We start from the raw sequence: 21,321 nt of genomic DNA on the forward strand, positions 1-21,321 counted from the left end.
AGTAACTTGGGAATTTAAGAGTATTATAAAAGGAAATGTTTGGCTCAATCTTAATCATTGACCAACATTTCCTTTTTGTTCCGTTATTGATTGCTAATCAGCTTGCGAAAGGATTTTATTATGAACGCACAAGTTATCCAAATGCTCCAACAAAAAACCAGTTTAGAACAACAACAAGAAGCAACTCATCATTTTATTGCCGATTTACCACAAAGTGCAGTCGCTACTTCTGTCGATCATCAAGCACTCCTCACTTTAACTAACGATTACTTTTTTAAGTACCATTCTGTCTATATCAGTAAACATAACCGCTTTGCCCCCTACCCTAAACACACGCATAAATTTTTAGAATTAAATTATATGTTAACTGGCAGTTGCTCTGAAGTCGTCGATGGGCAACTAGTCAAATTACATGAAGGTGATATTCTAATGATGAATGTTGGTTGCAGCCACTCTATCAAAGCACTCGGGACCAACGATTTACTCATCAATGTTTTGTTTCGCGACAGTAGTATTACTTTCAATCTATTAAACAGTATTCACAAAAATAATAGTATTACTTATAGTTTTTTATCTGATATTTCTCTTGGCAAGCATCCTACCCGCAATTATATTTTATTTCCGCAAAACCAAGACATCAAAGAAACCATGGACGAAATTATTGAAGAATATTTTCTTGAAAAATCGTACTCGAGTCGGATCATTGAATCTTATTTAGATATTCTTTTAGCCAAAATCCTCCGTCACCATCCTTTGCCGACAGTAAAAACCACCAATCGCCAACAAGATTTAATCATTCAATGCTTAAACGAAATTGATCAAAACTATGCCACCATTACTTTGGAACAGCTAGCTAATAAATATGGCTATAACAAAGATTACCTGGGTAATTTAATTAAAAAACACACGCATAATACTTTTTCCCAACTAAAAACCAAACAACGGCTCATTCAAGCTAACAGCCTATTACAATCCAGTACTTTACCGATTAATAAGATTATCACTAAAGTCGGGATTAAAAACAAAAACTTTTTTTATCAAAAATACCATGAATTTTACGGCATGTCGCCCGCCCAAAAACGCGCTGACTTTCAAAAGCGCCATCAAGCTTTATAATGCCTATGCAATTGTTAATTGGATTTTAGCTTGTATTATTTGCTGGGCAATATCTGCTGACGGACGTTGATCACAAATGATTTCTGCTATGTTCGTTTGCTGAAAAGAGGACATCAAAATATAATCATGACGTCCAAACTTTGAATGATCCACTAACAACACAACTTTCCGTGCGGTTTGCAACAACATCTGTTTCAAAGCATTTTGTTCTTCATTCGCCATATAAATCCCATGTTCATCTAACGAATTACACGACATAAAAGCAATATCTGGACGGTAATTTTGATCTAAATCACGTAACGCCCGATAACCTAAAATTGAATTTGATTGGTAAGGGACTTCCCCACCTAAGATAGACAGCTTAATATTTTGCAATTGATTAACTTCAGTGGCAATGTGCAAGTTATTCGTAATAATATGCAGTTGGCGTTTGCCAGCAAAATACTTCGGCAAAAAAGCTAAGGTCGAGGAACCGTCCAAGAAAATTGCTTGATTATTGTGAATCCGTTTTGCAGCTAAGGAGCACAGCTTTTTTTTCGCAGCTTCATTCTCACTACGCCTAATAGCATAGGTCATTTCCACATTGGAGTTTTTGAGCAAACTGACATAACCCTGGTCACGTTTGACGGTATTTGTGAGCTCTAAGCCAATGAGATCACGTCGTAAAGTCGAAGTGCTGATGCCCAGCTTTTGTTGTAAAATACTAGTCTTTACTTTTTTGTGATTCGATAAAATCTCAATAATACTTTGAAGTCGTTCTGCTTGTGTCATCTGACAATTCAATTCTTTCAGGTTACTTTTTAATTATTATACAATAATTATTTTAAAAAAATCAGTGAACATTTATGAACATTAACCGTTTTACCAAGCAAAGATTATCTTGTTAAAGCCTTTACTTTAAACTAAAATAAAACTGTAGTCTAATATCAGATGTTTATATTTGTTCATTGAGATGAACGGACGCAGGTGATAATAATGACAGAATACGCCGACCTTTTTAGTAATCAACTGATTTTTTTAAATTCTGAAATATCTGACTTTGCTGCGCTATGCCATCACATTTCACAGAAGTTATTAAAATTAGATTTGGTTACTACTAACTATGAACAAGCCTTGTGGCAACGTGAACAAAAGTTTCCCACCGGCATTAAGACCCCTTATATTACTATTTCTTTACCTCATACTAAACCACAGCACATTAACCATTCGTTTATTACTTTAGTGCGTACGAACAATCCTATTTTAATGCAACAAATGGATCAACAGTTTATCATCCCCGTCCAAAACTTTTTCTTTTTAGGAATTTCGGACAAAACGCCTTCTTTACATAGCCAATTATTAAAGCGCTTTCTGCAACTGTCTAATAGTCCTGATTTTGTGAACGACTTTCTTTATATTAATAACATTAATGATTTATATGATTACTTACTCAACACTTTTTAACTAATGGACAATAATAAGTAGGCCTAGCGGTTCATTTCTCGATATTCTTGTGGGGAATGGCCTTCTTTTTTTTTAAAAAGTTTATAAAAATAACTAGTACTTTGATAGCCAACCTCGCGCGCTATTTCCTCAATTGTGGCCTCCGTTTTTAACAGGCGTTCTTTCGCTTGCTCCAGTTTAGTAGTAACAATCAATTCTGATATATTCCAGCCCGTATGTTGCTTAACATATCTTGATAAATAACTCGCACTAAAATTAAACTGTCGGGCCAATTGCTGAACATTAACCGTGGCATAATTTTGCTCGATATAATTAATGATTTGCATACTGCGATGATCAATTCCCTTAAATGAATAATGAATTTCCTGGGAAATATCGGCTAATAACAATAGAAAATAGCCATATAATTTATACGTATTTTGAAAATTGCTTTGACAATATTCTTGAATAATTTGATTTAAAAAATCCCAAATTTCTAGTTGATGAAAGGTCGGAAAATATAAATATTTTTTGGTTCCGCTTCCTTGCAAAAATTGACTTAAAGGATTAACATCCTGCAAAAATTGTTTAAAAAGCCCCTGCTGAAACAGTGATTGATTGACCCCAATATTAATAACCAATGCATTAGAATCAACAACTTCCAACGCATGTTGACTATGCAAATTCATGATTAAGAGACTATTAGCTAATAAATAAATTCGATCATCTAAAGTTTGATTGATCACTCTCCCATCATTTACAAACACAAATTCATAAAAATTATGTTGATGGAGTGGCGCCGGTTCGTACATTCGGTGGGCGACGATAAAAATATTTTTATCATTAGAGAATAATTGTTCTGAGCGTATTTGACCATCTAAAAAAACTTGCTTATCTACATTCAAGAGAAGCGGTAACTGATTTTTTTGAAAATCCACTGTCATAAGGGTTCCTCCTCAAAGTCACAAAAAAGCAGACATTCATCATAATTGAGCATTGTAACCGTTTGCTAAAACGACAAAAATTAAGACTGTAGCTTATGACAGTTTAGTTAGAGCTTCTATGAAAAAATTTTGGGCCAAAATTTTGTTTTTCTATTCGTATCAAGCATACACCCTTTTCAAATTTTATCTCAAGAATAATTTTTAACTGGAGGAACTCTGTATGAATAAAACCAAAATTAAAGTTGGGATTTTAAGTACTACCTCATTATCCATGAGTGCTTTAGCCATTTCTAGTGCTTTAAATTCTATTATTAAAGCTTTTCCCAATGATTCTATTGCCAAGATTCAAATGATTGCCACCATCCCTAATTTAAGCGCTTTGATATCCACTTTGGTGGTTGGGACTTTAGCCACGCATTTTTCTAAAAAAAGCTTAACGCTAGTAGGCACCCTGGTTTTAGCCTTGGGCGGATTAATGCCATTGGTTTTCCACAATAGTGTCAACGAACTATTAATCTGCGCTTTACTATTAGGAATTGGCATTGGCTTCATTAATACATTAGCACCGATGTTGATTTCTTTGTTTTTTGCAGACGAAGAGCGCGCTAGCGTTATGGGGCAATCTACAGCCATTAATAGCTTTGGCTCGATTATTTTAATGATGGGCGGAAGCTTTTTAGGGGCTAAAAATTGGGTTAACACTTATTTAATTTTCTTATTAACCATCCCTGTTATTTTATTAGTTATTTTCTTTTTGCCTCAAGATAGTACTCAAAAAGCTGCAGCTACCAAAAGTGATACGTCACAAGATCATCATACTTGGCAGATTGTCAAAAGTTTAAGCGGCTATGTTTTTGCCTTAGCCACACTAACTTTTTTACTAGCGCTCATTTATAATATTTTTCCCACCAATCTATCGATCATCATTAACACCAAACATCTTGGCGGTACCAGCTTAACCGGCATCATCAATTCGCTAGGAACATTGGGCGGCGTTTTAACTGGTTTTAGTATGAAGTACTTGAATAAGTTATTTAAGAACCAAACGTTAACTGCCGGCTTCGTTGCCTTAGCGCTAACCTTCTTCTTTATTTACTTCTTCAAGAATATAGTTTTAATTATTATTGGTGCCTTGTTATCAGGTTTTGCCATGTCAATGATTATGTCTACCGTTCCCTTTTTAATTTCTTTAGTTTCCAAACCGGCTCAAGTAGCGATGGCCATGGCTATTTTTCAATTTGCCAATTCCTTAGGTGGAACTATTGCGCCACTAGTTTTAAAACTAATTCACATTAATGCCGGCGTTGATTCCTTTCTGTTTGGCGGAATTTGTAGCATTGTCGTTGCAGTTATTTGTTTAGTATCGCAAATTGGTCGCAAAGCAATGAATTTTCCCAACCGAAATGCTAATGTCGAAGCAGATTAATATCTTTGAGAAAGAAGTGTTGTCATTGAAGCAAGAAAAAAGCACCCAAACTAATTGGCAAGGACGCTGGATTAGCGCCAACAACTGTTGGGTTTCAGAAGAACCAGAATTTACACTGGCAGAAATGTTCTCTGGTCAAACTAAACCACAAAAACCAGTTGCCGAACGGTTGCATCCTGTAGTTTATTTTAAAAAAAGTTTTTTCATCGATAAACGAGTTAAAACAGCCCGCCTGAACATGACTGCCCAAGGAATTTATAAAGCATTGATCAATGGTCGCCCAGTAACTCAAGCTCGTTTTACTCCGGATTACACCAATTACAATGAATTTTTGCAATATCAAACTTATGATGTGACTGATCAGATAATTTCTGGACAAAATCACTTTTGCATCATGGTTGCTGATGGTTGGTACGCTGGACGCATCAGTGTTCAAGGTGGCAGTAATCAATTTGGTAATCAATTAGCATTATTGGCAGAACTAACGCTTGAATATCTCGATGGCACCCAAGAAGTCCTTGGCACAGATGATAGTTTCACTGCCGGTTCCGGTAAACATGTCTATGCTGACATTGATATCGGAGAAAAACAAGATTTAAGACAGACGGATGCTTGGCTAACGGACAATTTAAATCTACCTCTTACGACCTTTATCATTGATGCTGATTATTCGCGTTTACAACCACAACAAGGTCCGCTAGTCTATGCACAAAAGCCCTTAGCTTGTCAAAAAGTTTGGTCAGAAAATGACGACTTAATCTGCGATTTTGGTCAAGTAATTACTGGTGTCGTCCGTTTAACAGCCACTATTCCCAAAAATCAGGCAGTTACACTTCAACACTCCGAAACTTTAGATGAAAACGGCCAATTCTTAATTAATATTATTGGACGTAATAAAGACCAAACCGATATTTTTATTGGTAATGGTATTACGCAAACCATGCAGCCCGACTTTACTTTTCATGGTTTTCGCTATGTCAAAATTTCTGGTCTCCAACAAAGTAATCTCCAACAGATTCAAGCTATTCCACTATATTCCAATATGCCAGAAACCGGCACTATTACCACTGATAACCAACAAATCAACCAATTGTTATCCAATATCAAATGGAGTCAGCAAAGCAATATGCTTTCCATTCCCACTGACTGTCCTCAACGTGAACGGGTTGGCTGGACGGGTGATATGCAAGTTTTTGCGCCTGCTGCCACATTTTACATGAATACCAATCAGTTTATCGAACGCTGGCTTAAAAATGTTCGCATTGACCAACGTCCCAACGGTGAAATCTTAGATTACTCACCTTCACCCAAAGATGCCCAAAAGAGCGTAGAATTTACCGGTTCTTATTCTTCGGCCGGTTGGGGTGATGCTATTATTTTAGTTCCTTGGACCTTATATCAAAGATATAACAACAAACAAGTCTTACAAGATAATTATCAAGCCATGGTTAAGTGGTTTGAATTTTCTAAAAACAGTGCCGCCGGCGACAAGACTGATGATCACCAATATCTGTGGGACACGAAATTTCATTACGGCGATTGGATGTTTCCCAGTTTCATGCTCCAAGATCCTGATCCCATGAAAACGGCGCAAGCCACTAAAAATACTGTGGCCACAGCTTTTCTAGCCCATTCCGCAGATCTGTTGGCCCAAATTAGTACTGTTTTACAGCAAGATGGCGCTCGTTTCAAAGCTTACTCTCAAAAAGTTAAGGCTGCTTTTACCAAATATTTGGTAACTGACAACCACCAACTCAAAGAAGATTATCAAGGCTGTTATGTTTTAGCACTCGCTTTCGACATGGTTCCCCAAAAAATGCGTCCAACTTTAATTAACCGCCTAGTTGAATTGATTCATCACAATCATGATCGCTTAGATACTGGCTTTTTAGCCACACCCTATTTATTAGATGTTTTAAGTGATAATGGTCAAGCACCATTAGCTGCTAAACTATTCTTGCAAGAGCAATGCCCTTCTTGGTTATATGAAGTTCAACATGGTGCCACCACGATTTGGGAATCTTGGGCGGGCATTCAACCAGACGGTAAAGTGGGCCAATTGTCCTTTAATCATTACGCTATGGGCTGTGTTTTGGATTGGTTTGTCCGCAAAGTTGCCGGCTTGCAAACATTGAAACCAGGATTTCAAACTTTTCAAATTCATCCATTAGTTCACGTTTGTGACAAAATTCAACTCCAATATGCCTCTCAAAGTGGCTTAATTAAACTAGATTTAACTACACAAGATCAGACCACCGTCTTAAAACTCAGTGTTCCCCAAGACACTTGTGCGCTAGTTTGCTTGCCTTATATCAATCCAACACAAAAAAGACAGCTACTGCAAAACTATCCTGATGGCGCTCTTAATAAACAACAACATTGTTTACAACTTAAAGTTACTGCTGGTGAATATTTTTATCATTATTAAATAATTTTAAAGGAGTGTTATTTATGCAAATCAAAACTATCCAATTAAGTGAAACAAATCCCGCTGTCACTTTAACCGCCTATTTATTAGACGATTCCGAAGAAACTTTGGCCGGTAAAAAACGGCCTGGAGTTATCATTTGCCCAGGTGGCGCTTATATGAATTGTTCTTATCCGGAAGCTGAACCAGTAGCTTTAAAATTTAATTCTTTGGGTTATCATGCCTTTATCCTGCGCTACAGTACCTATAATGAAGGTTCTTCGGATTTTTCCAATATTACCAATATTGCGCCCAAAAAAGAGCGTCTATTTCCCCAACAATTGTTGGAATTAGGACAAGCCATGGTCTTAGTGAAGCAACACGCTGATGCCTGGCAGGTTGATGATCAAAAGTTAGCAATTTGTGGCTTTTCTGCTGGTGGTCATAACGTCGCCTTGTACGCCACCAATTGGCATCAGGAGTGTTTTCAAAAACATTTTGGCGCTGAGGCCCAATTACTCCAGCCTGCTGCTTGCATCTTAGGTTACGCCATTACCGACTACGTTAACCTTAATGAACATATCCAAAATGAGCTGCAGGGGATGGAACAGCAATTTATGAAAGCTTCCATGGTGGCCTTTTTAGGGCAAGAGAACCCGGACCTAGCCGATTTAAAAAAAGTTAGTCCTCGTTTGCAAGTGAACGAGTTCACACCACCAACATTTATGTGGGCCACTGCTGATGATCCTCTAGTCCCGTCACTCAATTCACTCACGTTTGCCCAAGAATTAAAGAACCACCACGTTCCTTTTGAAATTCACCTCTTTGAACATGGTGCCCATGGCTTAAGCTTAGCCACACAAGCCAGTGCTGCTTCTCAAAATCAAATCAAACCCGACATTGCTATTTGGTTTGATTTATGTGCCACCTGGCTACAACGAAGATTTGCTCTACCGTTACCCGAATTAAGTGCCTTTGAAAAAAATCTCAATTTAGCTGACTAACTAATAAAATCATCTGAATGATAAATTTTCTATTTCAATCTTACTAATACTGTCACAAGAGGCGGGGCCAAAAATCGTTTCACAGTTGCGCACTAACCAGATTAAATTTTCCAGTCCGCTCGCGACTGAAAATAATTTGATTCAATTAGGCAAAAACCTTTGACTTTTAAAACGCAATAAAATTACTGCTCAGATATTTCTATCCAAAATGTGAGCAGTAATTTTATTGTCCCGACCTCTTGTTTATTTTTTAAAGCGAATAAAAAAGTGCTGATCCAATCATCAACACTTTTTAAATAACCTTTTATTTTGTTGCTTGTTCCTGCTCTTGACCAATTTTAGCAATCCGCCCACGTTGGATATAAACCATCAAGATACTTAAATCCGCTGGATTAACACCGGAGATGCGGCTAGCTTGGGCCATCGTGGTTGGATTGATTTTTTGTAATTTTTGCCGAGCTTCCGTAGCCAAGCCTTGTACATCATCATAATCCAACCGCTCAGGAATCTTTTTTGATTCCAATTTTTTCAAATGCGCAATCTGCGCTTCTTCTTTTTTAATATAGCCCGCATATTTGAGTGAGATTTCAACTTGTTCCGTAATCTCCGGCGCCAAAGGTTCACTCGTTGGCCCAATAAATTCCACTAACTTAGCATAATCAATTTCGGGACGTTTCAAAAAGTCTGCCGCGACCACACTATCTTTCAGCGGATTCATTCCCAAACCTTCCAAAAACTCATTCACTTTTTTGGATGGTTTAATTCGGGTCATTTTCAAACGTAAAATTTCCGCCGTAACCTGCTGATACTTATTGAGGAAATTTTGATAACGAGTTTCGTTAATTAAACCGAGGTGATACCCCTTTTCAGTTAACCGTTCATCTGCATTGTCATGCCGTAAAATTAAGCGGTATTCGGCCCGACTAGTTAACAAGCGGTACGGTTCATTAGTGCCCTTCGTCACTAAATCATCAATCATTACACCAATATAAGCTTCATTGCGGCCTAGGATTAATGGTTCTTTATTTTGGGCACTTAAGGCAGCATTGATCCCTGCCATAATGCCTTGCCCTGCTGCTTCTTCATATCCAGAAGTTCCGTTCATTTGTCCAGCAGTATACAAGTGACTAATAACTTTTGTTTCCAAAGATTGCTTCAATTGCCACGGTTCCACAATATCATATTCAATAGCATAACCAGGCCGCATCATTTTCGCATGTTCTAACCCGGCTACGGAATGCAACATCTGTTGTTGAATTTCTTCCGGCATAGAGGTCGAAAAATCCCCTACATAATATTCTTGCGTCGTGCGTCCTTCCGGTTCCATAAAAATCTGATGCCGCGGTTTATCCGCAAAACGCACTACTTTATCTTCAATAGAAGGACAATACCGTGGACCAACACCCTCAATTACGCCCGAAAACATCGGAGCCCGATCTAAATTATCCCGAATAATCTGGTGGGTCTGCTCATTGGTATAGGTCATCCAACAAGAGATTTGGTCCTTTAAATAATGAGTCCGGTCAGTTAAATAAGAAAATGACCGGGGCGTTTTGTCACCAGGTTGTTCTTCCATTTGGGAAAAATCAACACTATCCTTAGCTACTCGCGGTGGGGTACCTGTTTTAAAACGCCGCAATTTTAGACCTAAACGTTCTAAATCTTCCGATAATTTAATCGAAGGCAAAGAATTATTGGGACCCGAAGAATACATTAATTCGCCAATAATAATTTTGCCCCGTGAAGAAGTCCCAGCAGTTAAAACCACGCTCTTTGCTCGATAACGCGCACCGGTACTGGTAATCACTCCTTGACAAACTTGGTCTTCCACAATCAACTGGTCAACTAAGCCTTGCCGCAAAGTCAAGTGCGGCGTGGTTTCAATCGTTTCTTTCATGTATTGATGATATTCATTTTTATCAGCTTGTGCCCGTAATGCCCGCACAGCAGGACCTTTACCAGTATTTAACATCCGCATTTGTAGATAGGTTGCATCAATGGCTTTACCCATTTCGCCACCCAAAGCATCGATTTCACGGACAACTACGCCTTTAGCGGGACCCCCAATCGACGGATTACATGGCATAAACGCAATCATATCTAAGTTCAAAGTCAATAATAAAGTTTCTTGACCCATTCTAGCAGCAGCCAAGGCGGCTTCACACCCAGCATGCCCAGCACCGACCACAATCACATCATAACTTTTGGCGGTTTCATACTCTCTAACTTTCCTATCTGCCATCTATTAAACTCCTTATTTTCCCACGCAAAATTGCGTAAATAACTCAGTAATTAACTCATCGGGAGTACTTTCACCCGTAATTTCACCTAATTTGTCCCAACAGTTAGTCATATCAATCTGGACTAGATCAATCGGCATCCCAGCTTTAATGCCTTGAATGACATCACTTAAAGAATCTTGTGCCTGGTTTAACAGCCCGACTTGGCGGGCATTGGTCACCACTGCACCATTTTGTTGTTGATCCATTCCTGCAAAAAACATCGTTTGTATTTTTTGTTCAATTTGATCAATACCTTGCTGCTCCACCGCGGAAATTTGAATCACTTCCTGTGGATCGGCAGTTAAATCTTGCACACTAAACGCTTGTGGCAAATCACTTTTATTAATAATGACAATGCGTTGCTGCGTGGCAGTTTCGGCTAATAACTGTTGATCTTGCTCACTGAGCGGCCGACTGCCATCCAAAACTAACAAGACCAAATCGGCTTTCTTTAATTCTTGCCGACTGCGATCTACACCAATTTTTTCTACTTTATCATCCGTCGCATGGATGCCGGCTGTATCAATGAGCGTTAAGGGAATGCCATTCACATTAGCCATTTGTTCAATGACATCACGTGTTGTGCCCGCCACATCAGTTACAATGGCACGATCTTGCTTGGCCAAGACATTTAATAAACTGGATTTACCAACGTTGGGTTTGCCAACAATCGCCGTCTTTAAACCTTGATTTAAAATTTGGCCTTCTTGAGCTGTCTTTAACAGATTGGCAATTTGTTGCTGCACTTGTTGGGCTTTTTCTAATAACATCTGCGTTGTCAATTCTTCATTATCATATTCTGGATAATCAATATTGACTTCCACTTGGGCCAAAACATCCAAAATTTCTTGGCGTAGATTTTTAATTAAGTGATTTAATGAACCATCTAATTGCTGTAAAGCTTGATCCATCGCACGATCCGTTTTAGCACGAATCAAGTCCATTACCGATTCTGCCTGCGTTAAATCAATCCGCCCGTTTAAAAATGCCCGCTTCGTAAATTCACCAGGTTCCGCCAAGCGCGCACCATGACTTAACAAAACTTGTAAAACTCGGTTAGTAGCTAACAAACCACCGTGTGTATTAATTTCCACGACATCTTCACGAGTAAAAGTTTTGGGTGCTCGCATCACCGAAATCATGACTTCATCAATTGGCTGCTGATTTTGGGGATCAATCACGTGTCCATAATTAATAGTATGCGAAGCCACGGTGGTTAAATCGACCCCCGTCGTCACTTGGTTAGCAATTTTAATTGCTTGATCTCCTGATAAACGCACAATTGCAATGGCCCCTTCTCCAATGGGTGTCGAAATTGCCGCAATTGTATCAAATTCTGTAATCTCCGTCATCAAACTACTCCTTTGAAAGCACAAAAAAAGTGCTACTAATCCAGATTAGTCGGTTACTAATCTCGATAAAAAGCACTTTGACTACTTTTTGATCTCTAATCTTTCAGATCCCAATGATTTTAAATCTAGTTAATACGGTTAATATACTGGTTAAATGCCATTTTGTCAAAAATTACTTCTGCAATTCACGGACTGGACGAATGACCAAATACTTATCTAAACCGCGTCCTTGTGTCCGCACGAAAACTTGATCATTATTTTCCAAGTTTTGATAAATAATTTTACGTTCAATCGCTGGCATAGCATCTAAATAAACTGGCCGTTTGGTAGCAGCCACTTGTTCCGCCTTGAATGTTGATAAAGCAATTAACGACTCTTGCCGCCGTTTGCGGTAATTACCAATATCCAACAAAATTGGCTGCTCTCGAAAATCTAAGTAATAAGCATACTCTTGCACAATTGTTTGTAGGGCATTGATATTTTTACCATGTTTTCCAATAATTTTCGCTTGCAATTTCTCAGTGACATCAATATCAAACTTTAAACAATCCGAATTTTTAACATATTTGACTGCTTGCTTAAAACCCATCGTCTGCAAAATATGCGCTAAATAATCTTGAATTTGTTGAATCTTATTTTGCGTGGATTGCGTTTGTTCCACAAGATTTTGAATACTTTCCACTGGCTTCAAATCCACGATGGCTGGTTTCCGCCCAATCCCTAAGAATCCAGTTCGTCCTTCACTGATTACATTAACTGAAACCTGCTCTCGTTTAACCTGTAACTGTTTTAACCCCTCATCAATGGCCTTTTGAATTGTTGTTCCCTTAAACTCTGCCATAGCTACAACCAAGCTCCTCCAAATAATAATTACTTGCGCTTTTTATAAGCTTTTTTACGAGCCTTCCGTAAGGCCTTTTGTCGCTCTCGTTCTTGTTGTGCCTTAGCTTCTTGTTCCCGTTTAAATTTAAACGGATTTTGCAACAATAAAGTTTGCAAAACTTGAAAAGCATTAGAAACCACCCAGTAAACAGAGATTGCCGATGGAAAACTAATGGCTGGAATCAAGACGACAATTGGCATAAACCACATCATCATTTTCGCTGATTGCGGTTGATCCGGCTGTGATAAGTTAGCAATCCAAGTACTCAAGAACGTAAAGATCGCAGCTAAAATCGGTAAAACGTAAATCGGATCTGGTTTACCCAATGCCATCCATAAAAAGCTACCATTCCGTAATTGCGTAGTCCGATAAATAGCTTGATATAAAGCCCACATCACTGGTAACTGAATCAGCAGCGGCAAGCAACCAACAAACGGATTAACCCCTGCTTCAGCATAGAGTTTCTTCGTTTCTTCTTGTAATTTTTGCTGCGTATCTAAATCCTTAGCTGAATATTTATCCTGCAAAGCTTTCATCTGCGGTTGAATATCCATTTGCTTTTTCATACTGCGAGTCTGCCACCAATTTAACGGCAACAAAATAATCCGAATAATCACTGTAAATAAGACAATTGCCCAACCGTAATTATTACCGACTAATTTTGCCAACCATAAAATAAAGCGGGAGCCTTGATATAAGACATAATGATTCCAAAATCCACTACTACTTTTCGTAATCGGTTCGTTCAAATTAGAACAACCGCTGACGACCACTACCAGCATTAAAACTGCAACTAATAGTAACCAACGTCGATTCTTTTTCTTCAACATAGCAACTTTCCTTTATCAGTAGTTGAGACAAATAGTGTCACCAAATCACTGTGCTTTTTAGTAACGTAGCAAATCGTCACACAAAGATTTTAGATAGCTATTAATTAATTAACAATTATTTTTGTCTCGTCCACGTTATTAGTCTTCCTATAACATTTTACCTAATTTTAGAAGATGTATCAGATTTTTTTTAGTTTCAGCCATATTTAATTTAGTAGCCGGCTTGCGAGCAATAATTAAAAAATCTACTTCTGCTGGCAGTTGGGACTTTAACTCCAATAAAGATTGCCGTAAATAACGTTTCATCTGATTTCGTAACACAGCAGTATGGGCAATCTTTTTACTAACCGATAAGCCTACGCGAAAATGCGGTTGGTTGGGTTTTTCAATTTGATACAACACAAACGCCCGATTCGCCACGGAATTATGTTGATCAAAAACTGCTTGAAATTCTTTTTCCTTTTTAATTCGATAACTTTTACGCATTTTTTAACCTCATCTAGTGAAAAGTAAATTCCTTCGGCACCAAGTACCAAGCCGTTAGAAACAGACTTAACCGGCCTAATTTTTCTTAAATTTTCGTAACAGTTTAATCGTGATCGCAGTCTGTTTACAATTTTGACTTGGTGCAACGACCACAGTAGTTAACCATTTTTGACAATTGTAGATTCTGGTCAAGCAAAAGTTGTCTTGGCTTTTGGTGAGGATAAATCTGTAATTTAAGACCTTGATCCACGGCCGTTACACCTCATTTCACAAAAATAATTTTAGCATAAAAAAGGACGCCTGAGACGTTAATTCATCCTAAGAATAATACCTTCCTAGGTTGTCTTAACTGGCGTCCTGTATAAAAAAACCACTGAATCTTCAGTGGCTTAGGCGGATAATACTTTTCTACCTTTTTGACGACGACGTGCTAAAACCTTACGACCGTTACTAGTACTCATCCGTTTCATAAAACCATGAACACGTTGACGATGACGTTTCTTAGGTTGATAAGTTCTTTTTGTAGTCATGTTTAAACACCTCCATAACTAATCTCATCGTTTATTATTCTAATGATAATACCATAGTAGTTTACCACATTTGTCGCCCAAATAAAATTATTTTTCTTAAGCGAAGGACGTTCTCATTCTAATTACTTGTTTAAAAAGTTGTGTATAAATTAAAACAGTTTCTAATCCTCAAACTTTTTCCACAAGTAAATCCGCAGTAAATTAACAATTAACTGCTTTGTTAACAGTTTTTCCACAGCTGTTAACATTAAATTAATTTTCTTTTGAAATAGCAAATCTGTTTGCTTTTCTCGCTGTGGAAAACTTCAAATATTTTATTTTCTTAATTGTTTTCCACAATTTTCTGGATGATTTATTGTTGACCAGTTTAAAAGTTAGTTTTTAATATCCACTTGTGGAAAACTTTTTTAAAAAATGCTAAAATAATGCAGTTAATTATCTATTACATTTTAGTTGGAGGAGTAATGTGCCCGAAATAACAAATGGTGAGTTGGATTCTTTTTGGGAATTTTTGCAAAAGAAATTTAAACAAGATTTTGCACCGGTTAGTTATCAAACTTGGATCGAAAGCGCCAAACCCTTAAAATTAGAAAACCAAAAAATTTATATTTCCGTTCCATCATCATTGCACAAAGAATATTGGGAACGAAATATTAGTACTAAAGTAGTTGAAACAGCTTATGAGTACAGTAATCAAGAAATTGTCCCCGTCATTTTATTAGAATCTGAGCTCAAAAAACAACAATTAGAACAAACAATTACCCAACCGCAAACTGTTACTACTAAGACTGCACAGTCACCTATTCAAGCCGCTCATTTAAATAGTAAATATACTTTTGATTCTTTCGTGACTGGTGGGGGTAATCAAATGGCCCACGCTGCCGCTTTAGTGGTCTCTGAAGAACCTGGTACTATGTATAATCCGTTATTTATTTACGGTGGTGTCGGTTTGGGAAAAACTCATTTGATGCAAGCGATTGGACATCAATTACTAGAGCGTGATCCCAGTGCCAATGTTAAATATATTTCCAGTGAATCATTTGCCAATGATTTTATTAATTCCATTCAAAATCGGACCCAAGAACAATTTCGCAATGAGTACCGCACAGTTGACTTACTTTTAGTCGACGACATTCAATTCTTTGCGGATAAAGAAGGTACCCAAGAGGAATTTTTCCATACATTTAATACACTTTATAATACTAAAAAACAAATTGTCCTAACCTCTGATCGGTTACCAAATGAAATTCCAAAATTACAAGAACGGTTAGTTTCGCGTTTTAAATGGGGGTTATCAGTGGATATTACTGCACCTGATCTAGAAACTCGGACGGCAATTCTACGCAAAAAAGCCATCGCCGAAAACTTAGAAATTCCGGATGATGCGTTATCCTATATCGCTAGTCAAATTGACAGTAACGTCCGGGAATTAGAGGGCGCGCTCGTCCGTGTCCAAGCTTATTCAACAATTAACAATGCGGATATTGACATTAGTTTAGCCGCCGAAGCACTCAAAGATCTCAAAGATTCCAAACATCAAGTCGGCTTAACCATCAGCAATATTCAAGATCAAGTTGCTAAATACTACAAAGTTTCTGTGGAAGATCTCAAAGGCAAGCGCCGTAATAAAGCTATTGTCGTTCCCCGCCAAGTGGCTATGTATTTAGCTCGGGAACTAACTGATAGTTCTTTACCTAAAATTGGTCAAGAATTTGGCGGTAAAGATCACACCACCGTTATTCATTCTTGTGACAAAATCGCCAAATTGTTAGAATCCGATCTCAATATCCAACATGATTTGACCAATCTCAAAGCTAGCCTAAAAAATTAACATGTGGATAAAAAAAGCCAAACTCAAGTTTTTCCACAAGAGTTTTGCGCAATTTATTAACAGTCAAAAGTTAAGTAGCTGTTAGCCTTTTAGCTGAAACGCACAGTTTCAACAGCTCCTACTACTATTACTACTATTTTTTTATTAATTATTAAGGAGACTACCATGAAATTTTCAATCAATCGTAATCAATTCAACCGCCAAATCACAAATGTTCAACGAGCTATCTCAACTAAAACAACAATTCCAATTCTCACAGGAATTAAATTAGATCTAAAAGATGAAGGTTTAACGGTTACCGGCAGCGATGTGGACATTTCTGTGCAAACTTTTATTGATCAACAAAATGCTGATAATGAACTAACAATTGAATCAACAGGTTCTATTGTTCTACCAGCGCGCTTTTTTAGCGACATTATCAAAAAATTACCTAATGACCATTTCAGTCTAGAAGTTTTAGATCATTTACAAGTAGCAATTACTTCAGGTAATTCTGAATTTAAGATTAATGGCTTAGATGCCAATAATTATCCACATCTACCAGAAGTTGCTAATTCCGATCAATTAAAAATTCCAGCCGACCTATTAAAACAAGTAATTGACGAAACCGTCTTTTCTGCTTCTAAAGAAGAAAATCGTCCAATTTTGACAGGTTTACATTTGACAGTTAACCAAGACCAATTATTAGCCGTAGCCACTGACAGCCATCGTCTCGCGCAACGGATTATCAAAATTCAAAATCCAAACGCCAACGATTATGATTTAGTCTTGCCCGCGCGTAGCTTAAAAGAATTAGAACATTCAATTGGGGATAATGCCGGTGATATCAATTTAGCAATTTCTGAAAACCAAGTTTTATTCGAATTTGAAAATACTTTATTTTATTCACGGCTCTTAGAGGGCAATTATCCGCGCACTGATCGTTTAATTCCCGAATCATCGACGACCCAGATTGAAATTGAAGCCAAATCACTGTTAGCTTCAATTGAACGGGCTTCACTGTTATCACATGCTAGTCGTAATAATGTCGTACGCTTGGCGATTAATGCTGCCGAACCAAAAGTTATTATCTATGGTAATTCTCCTGAAGTCGGAACCGTTGAAGAAGAAGTGCAATTTGATCAAGTTACGGGTCAAGATTTAGACATTTCGTTTAATCCGGATTATTTAAAAGAAGCCTTACAAGCTTTCGGTGATACAAAAATTAAAGTTGAATTAACCGTAGCACTGCATCCCTTTACGCTGAAACCTTTAGCAGATGATCAAGGCTTTATTCAACTAATCACTCCGGTAAGAACTTTTAACTAAAATTTAAAATTAACTTTTAAGTAGAATGTCCGAACAATCGTTTACGGTTGCCGGACATTTTATTTTGCCTTGAAGCTAAATTTTTGCGTAAATTTTAATTTAAATGGTTTTTAGTCTTTTTAGTCTAAATGAGATCAATGAGCTAAAACGGCTTTAAATTGCTAGTTAAACCAAAAAGCGTTATAATTAGCTTAGATAAGTTTATCTAATTATAAGGATGTGAGTGCAGCAATGAACATCAAATTAAATGGTGATTACATGACATTAACGCAAGCTTTAAAAGAAGCAGGCGTCATCGCCACCGGCGGTCAAGCTAAATGGTACTTACAGGAAAACACAATTTTCTTAAATGGTGAACCAGAAAATCGGCGGGGGAAAAAGCTCTATGCTGGTGATCAACTCCAATTACCAAATGGAGCTCAGTTAACCATTAACTAATGCAATTACAACAATTAGTTCTGAAAAATTTTCGCAATTATCAGCAATTAGCTTTGTCCTTTGGTCAAAATTTAAATATCTTTATTGGCCAAAATGCTCAGGGCAAGACCAATTTATTGGAAGCTATCTCGGTGTTAGCTTTGGTGCGCTCACATCGAACGAATAATAATCAGGAATTGATTCGTTGGGGTTGTGACTTTAGTAAGTTACATGCGGTGGTGCAAAAAAATAGTGGTCGTTTAACTTTAGATTTAATTTTAAGTGCTGCTGGTAAAAAGGCGAGTTTAAATCATTTAGAGCAAAAGAAATTGTCCCAATATGTTGGTCAATTAAATATTATTTTATTTGCGCCAGAAGATTTAACCTTAGTCAAAGGTGCTCCCGGAAAAAGGCGGCATTTTTTAAATATGGAAATTGGTCAAATTAATGCTCCGTATTTAAGTAACAGTTCGAAATATCGGCAAGTTTTAAAGCAGCGGAACCTTTATTTAAAGCAATTACGTTCGAAAAAAGCGCATGATCAAGTATACTTAGAAGTTCTTTCTGATCAATTAGCAGGTTTTGGTGCAGAACTAATTTATGAGCGCCAGCAATTTTTTGAGCAAATTCAGCAATTTTTGTTACCGATTCATCAACAAATCACGCAACAACAAGAAAATTTGCAACTGAAATATTTGCCGGCAGGAATTCAACAAATTACGACGGTCGAACAAGTTTATCAAGAACTATTGCACCAATTGCAAAAAAACCAAGATCATGATATTTGGTTAGGTTCAACCACTACGGGGCCCCATCATGATGATTTTCAATTTTTGATTAATGATAAGGATTTGCAGAAGTTTGGGTCACAAGGACAACAGCGGAGCGCGGTCTTAAGTCTGAAGTTAGCAGAAATTGAATTGTTTAACCAACAGGTTGGCGAATATCCAATCTTGTTATTGGATGATGTTTTGTCAGAATTAGACCAAGTGCGGCAGACCCAATTATTAAAGGTAATTCAAGATCGCATTCAAACTTTTATTACAACCACAAGTTTAGATGGGGTTGATTTAACTAAAATTGATCATCCGAAAATCTTTCAAATAAAAGCTGGAGGGATAGTATGAGTGATAAAGATTCAAACAAGCAGGAGAGCTTGGCGCAAAGAGCCAAGGAATATGATGCCAGTCAAATCCAAGTTTTATCCGGCTTAGAAGCTGTTAGAAAACGGCCGGGGATGTACATTGGCTCAACGAGTGTGCAAGGATTGCATCATTTAGTTTGGGAAATTATTGATAACGGCATTGATGAAGCGTTAGCTGGTTTTGCCACCGAAATTAATGTGGAAGTAGAACCGGATAACAGTATCACGGTCATTGATGATGGTCGGGGGATTCCGGTAGACATTCAACAAAAAACGGGTAAACCCGCTTTGGAAACGGTCTTTAATGTGTTACACGCTGGTGGTAAATTTGGCGGTGGCGGTTATAAAGTCTCGGGTGGTTTGCACGGGGTTGGCGCTTCAGTAGTCAATGCATTAAGTACGCATTTAGATGTTGAAGTGCACCGCAATGGCCAACGCTATTACATGGACTTTGAACGGGGCAAAGTGAAAACGCCAATGAAAGTTTTGGGGTCCATAACTGATGATCGCCCACATGGTACTAAAGTGCATTTTGCACCCGATCCCGACATTTTTACCGAAACGACGGTTTATGATGATCACACCTTAGTGACCCGGATTCGCGAATTAGCCTTTTTGAATAAAGGTTTGAAAATTACGTTTACGGATAAACGGCAAGACACGGCGGAAAAGCTCGAATTCCACTATGAAGGTGGCATTAAGAGTTACGTTGAGTATTTGAACGAAAATAAAGATGTCATTTTTGAAGAACCAATTTATGTCGAAGGCGTTCAAGACGGGATTACTGTGGAGGTTGCTTTACAATATACGGATGATTATCATTCGAATTTAATGACCTTCGCTAACAATATCCATACTTATGAAGGCGGCACACACGAAGCTGGGTTTAAAGCTGCTTTAACCCGGGTGATTAATGATTATGGTCACCGAAATAATTTACTCAAAGACAACGAAAAATTGTCCGGTGATGATGTGCGCGAAGGTATGACAGCCGTGGTCAGTATTAAACATCCAGATCCACAATTTGAAGGCCAAACTAAAACCAAATTGGGCAATTCTGATGCCCGCACAGTTACCGATCGGACTTTTGCTGATCATTTTAATAAGTTTTTGTTGGAACATCCTGCTCAAGCGCGGCAAATTATTGATAAAGGAATGTTGGCTTCCAGAGCTCGAGTAGCAGCCAAACGGGCACGTGAAGTAACGCGGAAAAAATCCGGTTTGGAAATTAGTAATCTGCCCGGTAAATTAGCAGACAATACTAGTAAAGATCCAGAAATTTCTGAATTATTTATTGTTGAGGGAGATTCCGCCGGCGGTTCTGCTAAAGAGGGGCGCTCACGCTTAACGCAAGCTATTTTGCCGATTCGCGGTAAAATTTTAAATGTCGAAAAAGCTTCAATGGATCGGATTTTAGCGAATGATGAAATTCGCACTTTGTTTACAGCAATGGGCACGGGTTTTGGTAATGATTTTGACGTTACCAAAGCGCGCTATCATAAATTAATTATCATGACGGATGCCGATGTTGATGGTGCCCATATTCGGACCTTATTGTTGACGCTGTTGTATCGTTATATGCGTCCAATTTTGGAAGCTGGCTATGTCTATATTGCTAAGCCACCGCTATATCAAGTCCGCCAAGGTAAAATGTCGCGTTATATTGATTCGGATGAAGAATTAAAAGATTTTATGGTAACTTTACAGCCGAGTCCTAAGCCCGTCATTCAACGGTATAAAGGTCTAGGCGAAATGGATGCTGATCAACTCTGGGAGACGACGATGAATCCCGAAAATCGGCGCTTGGATCGAGTGGCTAGTTCTGATGCAGCTGATGCCGATCGAGTTTTTTCAATGTTGATGGGTAATAAAGTCGAACCGCGGCGAGAATTTATTGAACAAAATGCGCAATATGCAGAGTTAGATTTTTAATTGAGGG

The 21,321-nt window shown here is 37.9% G+C and carries 17 protein-coding genes and 1 pseudogene; 10 read left to right on the top strand and 8 right to left on the bottom strand.

Going from position 1 to position 21,321, the window contains the following annotated elements; translation table 11 throughout:
* Positions 1 to 120: 120 nt before the first annotated feature.
* Complete coding sequence (locus AC3B5S_RS04400) at positions 121 to 1,116, top strand: helix-turn-helix domain-containing protein (RefSeq protein WP_489756899.1); 996 nt, start codon at positions 121 to 123, stop codon at positions 1,114 to 1,116.
* Between the two features lie 3 nt (positions 1,117 to 1,119).
* On the opposite strand, the gene AC3B5S_RS04405 is transcribed toward AC3B5S_RS04400, so the two are convergent.
* A complete protein-coding gene (locus AC3B5S_RS04405) occupies positions 1,120 to 1,887 on the bottom strand; it encodes a DeoR/GlpR family DNA-binding transcription regulator (protein WP_489774646.1) in 768 nt (255 codons plus the stop codon).
* 204 nt (positions 1,888 to 2,091) lie between these two features.
* Between AC3B5S_RS04405 and AC3B5S_RS04410 the strand changes: the two genes are divergently transcribed.
* Positions 2,092 to 2,559, top strand: coding sequence for a PTS sugar transporter subunit IIA (locus tag AC3B5S_RS04410; RefSeq protein ID WP_489756897.1), 468 nt, complete (start codon positions 2,092 to 2,094; stop codon positions 2,557 to 2,559).
* Between the two features lie 23 nt (positions 2,560 to 2,582).
* On the opposite strand, the gene AC3B5S_RS04415 is transcribed toward AC3B5S_RS04410, so the two are convergent.
* The gene (locus tag AC3B5S_RS04415; protein WP_489756896.1) at positions 2,583 to 3,482 is read right to left on the bottom strand and encodes an AraC family transcriptional regulator; all 900 of its coding nucleotides are present in this window, start codon (positions 3,480 to 3,482) and stop codon (positions 2,583 to 2,585) included.
* Between the two features lie 220 nt (positions 3,483 to 3,702).
* Here AC3B5S_RS04415 and AC3B5S_RS04420 point away from each other — a divergent pair, with 220 nt between their 5' ends.
* Genes AC3B5S_RS04420 through AC3B5S_RS04430 form a run of 3 tightly spaced genes read left to right on the top strand, consistent with a single transcriptional unit; the run spans position 3,703 to position 8,319 of the window.
* Positions 3,703 to 4,908 carry an MFS transporter gene (locus tag AC3B5S_RS04420; RefSeq protein ID WP_489774644.1) on the top strand — a complete coding sequence of 402 codons (1,206 nt, stop codon included), beginning with the start codon at positions 3,703 to 3,705 and terminating at the stop codon, positions 4,906 to 4,908.
* A 16-nt stretch (positions 4,909 to 4,924) separates the two neighbouring features.
* Complete coding sequence (locus tag AC3B5S_RS04425; protein ID WP_489774991.1) at positions 4,925 to 7,336, top strand: family 78 glycoside hydrolase catalytic domain; 2,412 nt, start codon at positions 4,925 to 4,927, stop codon at positions 7,334 to 7,336.
* A 23-nt stretch (positions 7,337 to 7,359) separates the two neighbouring features.
* On the top strand, positions 7,360 to 8,319 hold the full coding sequence (locus AC3B5S_RS04430; protein WP_489774643.1) for an alpha/beta hydrolase: 960 nt from the start codon (positions 7,360 to 7,362) through the stop codon (positions 8,317 to 8,319).
* Between the two features lie 307 nt (positions 8,320 to 8,626).
* Here the strand turns inward: AC3B5S_RS04430 and mnmG are convergent.
* The 6 genes and pseudogenes from mnmG to rpmH all read right to left on the bottom strand — a co-directional run.
* Positions 8,627 to 10,561 (bottom strand): annotated as a pseudogene (gene mnmG, locus AC3B5S_RS04435) (tRNA uridine-5-carboxymethylaminomethyl(34) synthesis enzyme MnmG); the annotation flags it as partial.
* A 12-nt stretch (positions 10,562 to 10,573) separates the two neighbouring features.
* On the bottom strand, positions 10,574 to 11,956 hold the full coding sequence (gene mnmE / locus AC3B5S_RS04440) for a tRNA uridine-5-carboxymethylaminomethyl(34) synthesis GTPase MnmE (protein ID WP_489774642.1): 1,383 nt from the start codon (positions 11,954 to 11,956) through the stop codon (positions 10,574 to 10,576).
* 169 nt (positions 11,957 to 12,125) lie between these two features.
* On the bottom strand, positions 12,126 to 12,794 hold the full coding sequence (jag, locus tag AC3B5S_RS04445) for an RNA-binding cell elongation regulator Jag/EloR (protein ID WP_489756892.1): 669 nt from the start codon (positions 12,792 to 12,794) through the stop codon (positions 12,126 to 12,128).
* A 29-nt stretch (positions 12,795 to 12,823) separates the two neighbouring features.
* A complete protein-coding gene (gene yidC / locus AC3B5S_RS04450) occupies positions 12,824 to 13,666 on the bottom strand; it encodes a membrane protein insertase YidC (RefSeq protein ID WP_489756891.1) in 843 nt (280 codons plus the stop codon).
* A gap of 147 nt (positions 13,667 to 13,813) precedes the next feature.
* On the bottom strand, positions 13,814 to 14,152 hold the full coding sequence (rnpA, locus tag AC3B5S_RS04455) for a ribonuclease P protein component (RefSeq protein WP_489774641.1): 339 nt from the start codon (positions 14,150 to 14,152) through the stop codon (positions 13,814 to 13,816).
* 389 nt (positions 14,153 to 14,541) lie between these two features.
* Positions 14,542 to 14,682 (bottom strand): 50S ribosomal protein L34, encoded by a 141-nt coding sequence (rpmH, locus tag AC3B5S_RS04460; RefSeq protein ID WP_249512191.1) that lies wholly within the window; start codon positions 14,680 to 14,682, stop codon positions 14,542 to 14,544.
* Positions 14,683 to 15,157: 475 nt separating this feature from the next.
* Between rpmH and dnaA the strand changes: the two genes are divergently transcribed.
* The 5 genes from dnaA to gyrB all read left to right on the top strand — a co-directional run bounded on the left by dnaA (position 15,158) and on the right by gyrB (position 21,314).
* The gene (gene dnaA, locus AC3B5S_RS04465; RefSeq protein ID WP_489790413.1) at positions 15,158 to 16,513 is read left to right on the top strand and encodes a chromosomal replication initiator protein DnaA; all 1,356 of its coding nucleotides are present in this window, start codon (positions 15,158 to 15,160) and stop codon (positions 16,511 to 16,513) included.
* Positions 16,514 to 16,678: 165 nt separating this feature from the next.
* A complete protein-coding gene (dnaN, locus tag AC3B5S_RS04470; protein ID WP_489790123.1) occupies positions 16,679 to 17,821 on the top strand; it encodes a DNA polymerase III subunit beta in 1,143 nt (380 codons plus the stop codon).
* 231 nt (positions 17,822 to 18,052) lie between these two features.
* On the top strand, positions 18,053 to 18,259 hold the full coding sequence (gene yaaA, locus AC3B5S_RS04475; protein ID WP_489756888.1) for a S4 domain-containing protein YaaA: 207 nt from the start codon (positions 18,053 to 18,055) through the stop codon (positions 18,257 to 18,259).
* Positions 18,259 to 19,365 carry a DNA replication/repair protein RecF gene (recF, locus tag AC3B5S_RS04480; RefSeq protein ID WP_489769358.1) on the top strand — a complete coding sequence of 369 codons (1,107 nt, stop codon included), beginning with the start codon at positions 18,259 to 18,261 and terminating at the stop codon, positions 19,363 to 19,365. The genes yaaA and recF overlap by 1 nt, the downstream gene beginning before the upstream one ends.
* Positions 19,362 to 21,314, top strand: coding sequence for a DNA topoisomerase (ATP-hydrolyzing) subunit B (gene gyrB / locus AC3B5S_RS04485; RefSeq protein ID WP_489756886.1), 1,953 nt, complete (start codon positions 19,362 to 19,364; stop codon positions 21,312 to 21,314). The genes recF and gyrB overlap by 4 nt, the downstream gene beginning before the upstream one ends.
* The last annotated feature ends 7 nt before the right edge of the window (positions 21,315 to 21,321 follow it).

The sequence above is a fragment of the Bombilactobacillus sp. ESL1094 genome (genome assembly GCF_058107425.1).